Source organism: Sciscionella sediminilitoris (assembly GCF_000737195.2).
GTDB classification, from domain to species: Bacteria; Actinomycetota; Actinomycetes; order Mycobacteriales; family Pseudonocardiaceae; genus Sciscionella; species Sciscionella sediminilitoris.
Genome location: NZ_JALM01000088.1, coordinates 20,387 through 28,536 on the forward strand (window position 1 = coordinate 20,387; position 8,150 = coordinate 28,536).

Annotated in this window: 7 protein-coding genes and 1 tRNA gene; 7 read left to right on the top strand and 1 reads right to left on the bottom strand. The window is 66.4% G+C overall.

Going from position 1 to position 8,150, the window contains the following annotated elements:
* Positions 1–207 precede the first annotated feature (207 nt).
* Together AD72_RS28830 and AD72_RS28835 are read left to right on the top strand one after the other, a co-directional pair.
* The gene (locus tag AD72_RS28830) at positions 208–2,472 is read left to right on the top strand and encodes a sodium-translocating pyrophosphatase (RefSeq protein ID WP_031469775.1); all 2,265 of its coding nucleotides are present in this window, start codon (positions 208–210) and stop codon (positions 2,470–2,472) included.
* A 67-nt stretch (positions 2,473–2,539) separates the two neighbouring features.
* The gene (locus tag AD72_RS28835) at positions 2,540–3,145 is read left to right on the top strand and encodes a hypothetical protein (protein ID WP_156365409.1); all 606 of its coding nucleotides are present in this window, start codon (positions 2,540–2,542) and stop codon (positions 3,143–3,145) included.
* On the opposite strand, the gene AD72_RS28840 is transcribed toward AD72_RS28835, so the two are convergent.
* Positions 3,142–3,660: a PadR family transcriptional regulator gene (locus AD72_RS28840; protein WP_031469777.1), complete on the bottom strand. Its 519-nt coding sequence runs from the start codon at positions 3,658–3,660 to the stop codon at positions 3,142–3,144. The genes AD72_RS28835 and AD72_RS28840 overlap by 4 nt on opposite strands.
* Positions 3,661–3,717: 57 nt before the next feature.
* Here AD72_RS28840 and AD72_RS28845 point away from each other — a divergent pair, with 57 nt between their 5' ends.
* The 5 genes from AD72_RS28845 to AD72_RS28865 all read left to right on the top strand — a co-directional run bounded on the left by AD72_RS28845 (position 3,718) and on the right by AD72_RS28865 (position 7,721).
* Complete coding sequence (locus AD72_RS28845; RefSeq protein ID WP_031469778.1) at positions 3,718–5,031, top strand: carotenoid oxygenase family protein; 1,314 nt, start codon at positions 3,718–3,720, stop codon at positions 5,029–5,031.
* Positions 5,032–5,039: 8 nt separating this feature from the next.
* The gene (locus AD72_RS28850; protein WP_051899124.1) at positions 5,040–5,687 is read left to right on the top strand and encodes a VC0807 family protein; all 648 of its coding nucleotides are present in this window, start codon (positions 5,040–5,042) and stop codon (positions 5,685–5,687) included.
* A 25-nt stretch (positions 5,688–5,712) separates the two neighbouring features.
* The gene (locus AD72_RS28855) at positions 5,713–6,672 is read left to right on the top strand and encodes a helix-turn-helix transcriptional regulator (protein WP_031469780.1); all 960 of its coding nucleotides are present in this window, start codon (positions 5,713–5,715) and stop codon (positions 6,670–6,672) included.
* 96 nt (positions 6,673–6,768) lie between these two features.
* Positions 6,769–7,569: a DsbA family protein gene (locus AD72_RS28860; protein ID WP_031469781.1), complete on the top strand. Its 801-nt coding sequence runs from the start codon at positions 6,769–6,771 to the stop codon at positions 7,567–7,569.
* Positions 7,570–7,648: 79 nt separating this feature from the next.
* Positions 7,649–7,721, top strand: a tRNA-Ala gene (locus AD72_RS28865).
* The last annotated feature ends 429 nt before the right edge of the window (positions 7,722–8,150 follow it).

The following is an 8,150-nucleotide window of genomic DNA, read 5'->3' on the forward strand; positions in this document are numbered from 1 at the left end:
CCGTCCAGTATCGCGCGCCCCTCTGACAGAGCATTCGATGAGCACTCTGTGCACTTTCCGCATACAACACGTCGGTAACGAGATGGGCACTTCAGATGCGGGAAAGTTACGCTCAGTGCCGTGGTCAAGACAGGGGCGACAGTGACGGATATCTCTCGCTAGACTGCGCGCCCATCAAAGCTAGCTACCGATGAGATCGGAGGGCTTATGACCGAGTTCCTTGCGGCGAGCGGCGAATTATCCTTCACCGGCGGCGACCGCCTCATTGTGATCGTGGTCGGCGTCATCGCACTGGCCGCGCTCGGTGTCGGGTACGTACTCCTACGGCAGGTCATGGGCGCCGGAGCGGGCACGACGAAGATGCAGGAGATCGGGAGAGCCGTCCAGGAAGGCGCATCCGCGTTCCTGAACAGGCAATTTCGCACCCTCGGCATTTTCGCGGTGATCATCTTCGTACTGTTGTTCGCGCTCCCCGCCGCCGATTGGGGCGAACGAATAGGGCGTTCGCTTTTCTTCATCGTCGGCGCGGTGTTCTCCGCGTGTATCGGCTATCTCGGCATGTGGCTTTCCACCCGCGCGAATCTCCGGGTCGCCGCGGCCGCGCGGGAATCCGGTGGCAAGGAAAAGGCGATGCGGCTCGGTTTCCGCACCGGTGGCGTTGTCGGCCTGATGACGGTCGGTCTCGGTCTGCTCGGTGCGGCGGTCGTGGTGCTCGTCTACGTCGGTGGTGCCCCGAAGGTCCTCGAGGGCTTCGGGTTCGGCGCCGCGATGCTGGCCATGTTCATGCGTGTCGGCGGCGGCATCTTCACCAAGGCCGCGGACGTCGGCGCGGACCTGGTCGGCAAGGTCGAGCAGGGCATTCCGGAGGACGATCCCCGCAACGCGGCCACCATCGCGGACAACGTCGGCGACAATGTCGGCGACTGCGCGGGTATGGCCGCCGATCTCTTCGAGTCCTACGCGGTCACCCTGGTGGCCGCGCTGATCCTCGGCGCGAGTGCGTTCGGCACTCAGGGACTGCTGTTCCCGCTGATCGTGCCCGCGATCGGGGTGCTGACCGCGATGCTCGGGGTGTTCATCACCCGGGCGCGCAGCGGGGAGAGCGGGCTGACCGCGATCAACCGCGCCTTCTACATCTCCGCGGTGGTCTCGGCGGTGCTGTGCACGGTCGCCGCCTTCGTCTATCTGCCCACCAGCTTCGGTGATCTCACCGGAGGGGTGCGCGGAGTCGGCGGCAACCCGGCACTGATCGCCACCATCTCGGTGATCATCGGGATCGCGCTCGCGGCCGTCATCCTCAAACTGACCGGTTACTTCACCGGGACCGAGGACAACCCGGTCAAGAGCGTGGGCAAGTCCTCGCTCACCGGTCCGGCGACGGTCATCCTCTCCGGGATCTCGGTCGGTTTCGAATCGGCCGTGTACACCGCGATCGTGGTCGGTGCGGCGGTGTTCGGCGCCTACCTGCTCGGTGGCGCGATCGCGCTGTTCGCGGTGGCCATGGCCGGGACCGGGCTGCTGACCACGGTCGGGGTGATCGTGGCGATGGACACCTTCGGGCCCGTCTCGGACAACGCCCAGGGCATCGCCGAGATGTCCGGGGATGTGGAGGACGAGGGCGCGCAGATCCTCACCGATCTGGACGCGGTCGGCAACACCACCAAGGCGATCACCAAGGGCATCGCCATCGCGACCGCCGTGCTCGCCGCGACCGCGCTGTTCGGCTCGTATTCCGAGGCGATCCGCGAGGCGGGCGGCACCCTGATCGCGAGTATCGCCGCGCCGCAGACCCTCGTCGGCGTGGTCATCGGGGCCGCGGTGGTGTTCCTGTTCTCCGGGCTGGCGATCAACGCCGTCTCCCGGGCCGCGGGTGCCGTGGTGTTCGAGGTACGCCGCCAGTTCCGGGAAATAGCTGGGATCATGGAGGGCACCGCCAAGCCCGAGTACGGCAAGGTGGTCGACATCGTCACCAAGGACTCGCTGCGTGAGCTGGCCACCCCCGGCCTGCTCGCGATCTTCGCGCCGATCGCGGTCGGGTTCGGTCTCGGCACCGGAGCCCTGGCCGGGTATCTCGGCGGGGCGATCGCCACCGGGACCCTGATGGCGATCTTCCTCGCGAACTCCGGCGGCGCCTGGGACAACGCGAAGAAACTCGTCGAGGACGGGCACCACGGTGGCAAGGGATCCGAGGCGCACGAGGCGACCATCATCGGGGACACCGTCGGCGACCCGTTCAAGGACACCGCCGGTCCCTCGATCAACCCGCTGATCAAGGTGATGAACCTGGTCTCGCTGCTGATCGCCCCCGCGGTGGTCACGTTCTTCGCCGGCGGGACCGGTTACACCACGGTGCGGATCGTCATCGCGCTCGTCGCGGTCGCGATCATCGTCACCGCGGTGGTCGTGTCCAAGCGGCGCGGCACCGCGATCGCGGAGGAGTCCGAACCGGCGCCGAGCCAGGCCTCGGTCTGAACACGAACGAAGCAGCCCGTTCCCGCCATTGGGGGACGGGCTGCTTTCGTTGTGACACCATGGTGCGATGAAGTTTTCGCGAGTGGCGACGGCCCTGATCTGTGTCGTGGCGCTCGCGCTCGGCATCGTCGTGCTCGTCACCGTCACCCAGACGGATTCACGTGCCCATCAAGCGAATCTGAACCGCTACGCGGACACGGTGTGCCGTGGGCTCGCCGCGCCCGCCGCCGCGTACCGCTCCATGCCCGGTCACGGCAAGGACGACTCGCTCAAGGCCTGGTACACCCGCTACTTCGCCACCCTCGGGCGCACCGTGCACGAAACACTGTCCGCAATGGACAAACTGGGGAAGGTCAGCGATCCGGTTGCCGCGACCGATCAGGAGCTGCGCCGGTTCTTCGGCACGGCGCAGCTCGCCGCGGCCGATGGCGGCAAAGGGGTCGCCGGGCTCGATCCCGACGATCCCGCCTTCGACGCTCGCATCGACAAGCTCACCGGTGGCCCGATCGCGCCGGAACGGTTCAACGATCTGCTCGACCGGGCGCGCAAGACCCCGCAACTGTCCAAGGCGATGGTGGTCGCGCCCTCCTGCGAACCGGCCACCCAGGACATGAAGCTCGTCCAGCAACGGAAAATGCTCGACCTGCTCTTCGGCGACAATACGCCGACCTAGCTCTTTTCCTGCTCGGCGATCGCCCACCGGGTCCATTCCTGGATCGAGGCGAGGGTCAGCATGCCGAACTTGGCCGCGTAGGCACCCGAGGGCAGCGGCCGTTCGCCGGTTTCGAGGTGTTCGAAGATCGCGCTGACCGCCGAGTGCTGCTCGGTGGCCCACTTCTGCAGATCGCGCAGTAGTTCGAGCCGCTGCTCCGGCTCCAGAGCGGAGAGCATGAACATGCGGAGCAGGAACTCGTTGCGGACCGCTCCGTTGCGCGGCTCGGAGTACAGCCAGGTGCGCAGCTCCGCGAGCCCGGCCTCGGTCATGCCGTAGACCCGTCGCCCGCGTGCGCCCTCCTCGACCACCTCGGTCAGCCCGGCCTCTTCGAGTTTGCGCAGTTCGGGATAGATCTGACTGTGCTTGGCGCTCCACGCGTACTGCCCGATGCCCGCGGCGAACCGCTGCGTCAGGTCATAGCCGCTCGCGGGTCCGTCGTGCAACAGGCCCAGCAGTGCGTACCTCAGTGACATAACGGAAGCCTACCTGTTGGTGTTGACATGTAAATTTCGACATGTCATCTTCTACCTATGACTGAATCACTGGAGGCCGTCGGACACCTTGCTCCGGTGCCCGACGAGATCGAGGCTTTCGAGCTGGAGGTGGCCGGAGCCCTGCCACCCGAACTGTGCGGCCGGTATCTGCGCAATGGCCCGAACCCGTTGCTCGGTGAGGATCCGGGGCACTGGTTCACCGGGCACGGCATGCTGCACGGGGTACGGCTGCGCGCGGGCCGCGCCGAGTGGTACCGCAACCGCTGGGTGCGCACCGACCGGCTCGCCGGGCAGCCCGCGTGGCGCGACGGCGTGCGCGATCTGCGGGTGAACGTGGCGAACACCCACGTCATCGAGCACGGCGGCGCCCTTCTCGCGTTGTGCGAGGGCGGTTTGCCGTATCAGGTGACCGATCAGCTGGACACGGTCGGCGCGTACGACTTCGGGGGCCGGCTGCACACCGCGATGACCGCGCACCCCAAGGAGGATCCGGTCACCGGTGAACTGCTGTTCTATGGATACTCCGCGCATTCGCCGTACCTGACCTTCCACATCGCCGATGCGAATGGCGCGCTCGTGCACAGTGAGCCGATCGAGGTTCCTGGGCCGACGATGATGCACGATTTCGCGATCACCGAGAACCATGTGCTGTGGCTGGACCTGCCGATGGTGTTCGATCGGCAACGCCACGGCATGCCGTTCGGCTGGGACGATCACTACGGTGCGCGGATCGGGGTGATGGCCCGCAACGGCGGCCCGGTGCGCTGGGTGGACATCGAGCCCTGCTACGTGTTCCATGTCGGGAACGCCAGCGAGGACTCATCGGGGGTGATCGTGCTCGATGCGGTGCGGTACCGGCCGGAGGACATCGTGACGGTGTGGCACGGGCCCACCATGCGCGGCCGTAAGGCCACCGAGTCGGGCAAGGCGAGGCTGCACCGGTGGCGGATCGATCCGCGCACCGGCACGGTTCAGGAGCAGCAGCTCGACGATCGCGCCGTGGAATTCCCGACACTGCACGATGCGCTCATCGGGCGCGCGAGCCGATACCTCTACCTGGTCGCCGGTTCCGGGGTCGCCAAACACGACAACCGCACCGGTGAGATCCGTGAATATCGCGGTGAGCCCGGGGATCATTTCGGCGAGCCGGTGTTCGTGCCCGCCGCCGGGGCGCGCGCGGAGGATGAGGGCTGGCTGCTCACGATCACCACTCCCGCGGACGGCTCGGCCTCGGCGCTGCTGGTGCTCGATGCGAGCGATCCGGCGAACGGGCCGGTGGCCAGGGTGCGCTTGCCGAGGCGGGTTCCCGCCGGATTCCACGGTTCCTGGATCGAGGACCGAGAAAAATGACGAGCGCCATGGCACAACAGAGTTCGGTTCCCCGGATCTTCACCATTCTCTGGGGTCTTTTTCTCGACGCCGGATTGGGTCTGATCGCCTATTTCGGCATGCGGCTCGCCGGTTTCGAGGCGTACTACGCCCTCTTGACCGCCGCGGTCGTCGCCGGGCTGCGCCTGGTGTACGGACTGGTGCGGGCGCGCCGGTTCGAAGGGTTCGCAGCCTTCATGTGTCTGGGATTCCTCATCGGCATGAGTTTGGCGTTCGTCACCGGAAGCGATCGATTCCTGTTGCTGAAGGACTCGTTCACGACCGCGATTTTCGCCCTCGTCATGTTCGGGAGCTGTTTTGTCGGGAAACCGTTCATGTTCCACGCCTCGAAACGGTTCAACGCCGCCGGTGGCATGGAAGGCGCGGAATGGGAACGGAAATGGCGGGAATCGGCGGGATTCCGGCGGCTGTTCCGATTCGTGACCGTCATCTGGGGGATCGCGTTCCTTGTCGAATCCCTGATTCGCATTCCGATCGTCTACGGCCTGCAGATCGACCTCGCCGCGACCATCGCCGGGTTGCTCATGCCCGCGATGCTGATCGGCCTGCTCGCCTGGACCCTGCGTTATGCCCGGCGCCAGGAAAGCCGGCTGAAGGCCGCAGCGGACGCATCCTGACCGCAAGGGTGCCTATCCTGGGGGTATGGGCACCTATCCGTCCGCTCGGCTGTTCCGGGTGCTGTCCCTGCTCCAGGCTCGGCGCGTGTGGTCCGGGGCCGAACTCGCCGCACGGCTCGGGGTCACCGAACGCACCGTGCGCCGGGACATCGACTGCCTGCGCGAACTCGGTTACGTCATCGACAGCCTCACCGGGACCGCGGGCGGCTACCGGCTCGGCGCGGGGAACCGCCTGCCCCCATTGCAGCTCGAGGACACCGAGGCCGTCGCGGTCGCGGCCGCGCTGCTGACCGCCGGCCGGGTCGGTGAACCAGCCACCCGTGCTCTCGCGAAACTCGAACAGGTCCTGCCGAAACGGTTACAGCCGAATGTGAGCGGACTCGCGGCGAACACCGTCACCCTGCCCGGCGGTCAGCGCGAATCGGTCGACCCGGTCGTGCTCGGCGCGCTCGCGGCGGCCTGCCGGGATCACGAAATCCTGGAGTTCGGTTACACCAGGATGGACGGAACTCGGCGGCAGCGCACCGTCGCGCCGCACCACCTGATCGCCGGATACGGGCTCTGGTACCTCATCGGGCACGACGAGGACCGTGCCGACTGGCGGGTGTTCCGGGTCGACCGGATCCGCGAGCCCTTACCCAACGGGCGCCGGTTCACGCCGCGGACGCTGCCGGTCACCCCCGAGGAATACCTGCGCACGGCGCTGCGCGACACCCCGTATCCGTACACCGCGCAGGCCGTGGTCGATGCGGATGCCGAGCGGGTGGCCGGCTGTCTGGTGGCCCCGCAACCCTGGCGGGTCACCGAGCTCGGCGAGCAGCGCTGCCGGGTGCGGTTCGGCGCCGTCGAGCTCGACGCGATCCTCGGTGAAGTCCTGTCCATCGCCCGGCTCGCGGTGCCCATGGAGATCCAGGGGCCGCCCGAACTCGCCGAGCGCCTGCAGGGGGTCGTGGCCGTCCTCACACGGTCCGTGCACGGGCGCTGAGCTCGGCTTTACACCGCATCGGTACCCTTGCGTACTTACAGCGGTATTGCCTGTTCCGGTGGGTCGTACGCCCGCCGATGCCGAAAGGACTACGAAGTGGGCGGCGCACAGCGCAACCAGCGCAAAAAGAATCAACGGAACGCCAACCAGGCGAGCAAGGCCATCGCGTCCGCGCGGGGGGCGAGCTCCGGGCGCGGGAAATGGATCGTCTCCATCGTCGCCGTGGTCGTCATCGCTGGTGCCATCATCGGGGGTGTGCTGCTGACCAACAGCAGCAAGCAGGCCGAGGCCAACGACATCATCCCGACCGCGGACGTCAAGTCGAACTACGAGGTCAAGCCCAACCCGGACGGCACGATCACCGCGGGCAAAGCGGACGCCAAGGTCAAGCTCGACTTCTACGAAGACCTGCTCTGCCCCGCCTGCGGCCAGTTCAACAAGCTGTACGGCGAGGAAGTCGAAAAGAAACTCGAATCCGGCGACATCCAGGTCAAATACCACGTGCTGCCGTTCCTCAACGAGAACTCCAGCCCGCCCGGGTACTCCGAGCGCTCCTCGGCCGCGCTGTACTCCGTCGCCGTCAACTCCCCGGACAAGTTCGCCTCCTACGAGCGCAGCCTGTACAACACCCAGGCCCAGGAACAGACCGCCGGTTACAACGACGACCAGCTCATCTCCCTCGGCAAACGCCTCGGCGTCGGCGGCAGCTTCGAGCAGGACGTGCGCGGCGGCAAGTACAAGGACCTCATGAACAAGAGCCTGCAGAGCGCCGGTCAGGACATGCAGAAAGCCACCGGCAAACTCGCCACGCCCACCATCCTGCACGACGGCAAGAACGTCGACGTCACCTCCAACAGGAACTGGCTTACGGACCTGATCAACAAGGCCAAGGGCTGAGCACCGACCCCCGCGCGCGGCGCCGCGCGCGGGGTAGGTATGCTGTTCACGTCGCGTTCGGGAAGCCCGGACGAGACACGGGGCTGTAGCGCAGCTGGTAGCGCACCACACTGGCAGTGTGGGGGTCACGGGTTCGAACCCCGTCAGCTCCACTCCGTTTCGTCACCCACCGCAGGCCGTATGGCCTGCGGTTTTTTCGTGTTTTGTCACAGGTGACGGACTGTCCCTTGTGAACTGTTCAATGTTCAACTGGAGCAAATGTGGAGCAGTTGATCATGAGGGGGTCAAATGGGGTCACGAACCTGGAGCAGAATTGGGTGCTCCAGTCGGGTGATTCTGGCGGGGTGCACGGGTTTCTCTGGGATCGGCTGTGACGTGCGCGCATGGCCGCTGCGGGGCCAGGGTGCCGGGGACGGTGAGTGGTGTGGTGGCGGTGCCGTTGGGCGGCGTTGCGTGCGGTTGTGGCTATAGGGTTTGAGGCCGGATTTTGAGGCTTTACGGGTCCGGTAACTACACGCAACGAGCATCGATTGGCCGTGTGTTGCGGCGAACGGTGTCGCATGGCTCGGTAGTGCAAGATC

What these genes read in the sequence shown, in the direction of transcription:
- AD72_RS28830 (WP_031469775.1), top strand. Translation starts at nt 208, where the DNA reads ATGACCGAGTTCCTTGCGGCGAGCGGCGAATTATCCTTCACCGGCGGC.
- AD72_RS28835 (WP_156365409.1), top strand. Translation starts at nt 2,540, where the DNA reads ATGAAGTTTTCGCGAGTGGCGACGGCCCTGATCTGTGTCGTGGCGCTC.
- AD72_RS28840 (WP_031469777.1), bottom strand. Translation starts at nt 3,660, where the DNA reads ATGTCACTGAGGTACGCACTGCTGGGCCTGTTGCACGACGGACCCGCG.
- AD72_RS28845 (WP_031469778.1), top strand. Translation starts at nt 3,718, where the DNA reads ATGACTGAATCACTGGAGGCCGTCGGACACCTTGCTCCGGTGCCCGAC.
- AD72_RS28850 (WP_051899124.1), top strand. Translation starts at nt 5,040, where the DNA reads ATGGCACAACAGAGTTCGGTTCCCCGGATCTTCACCATTCTCTGGGGT.
- AD72_RS28855 (WP_031469780.1), top strand. Translation starts at nt 5,713, where the DNA reads ATGGGCACCTATCCGTCCGCTCGGCTGTTCCGGGTGCTGTCCCTGCTC.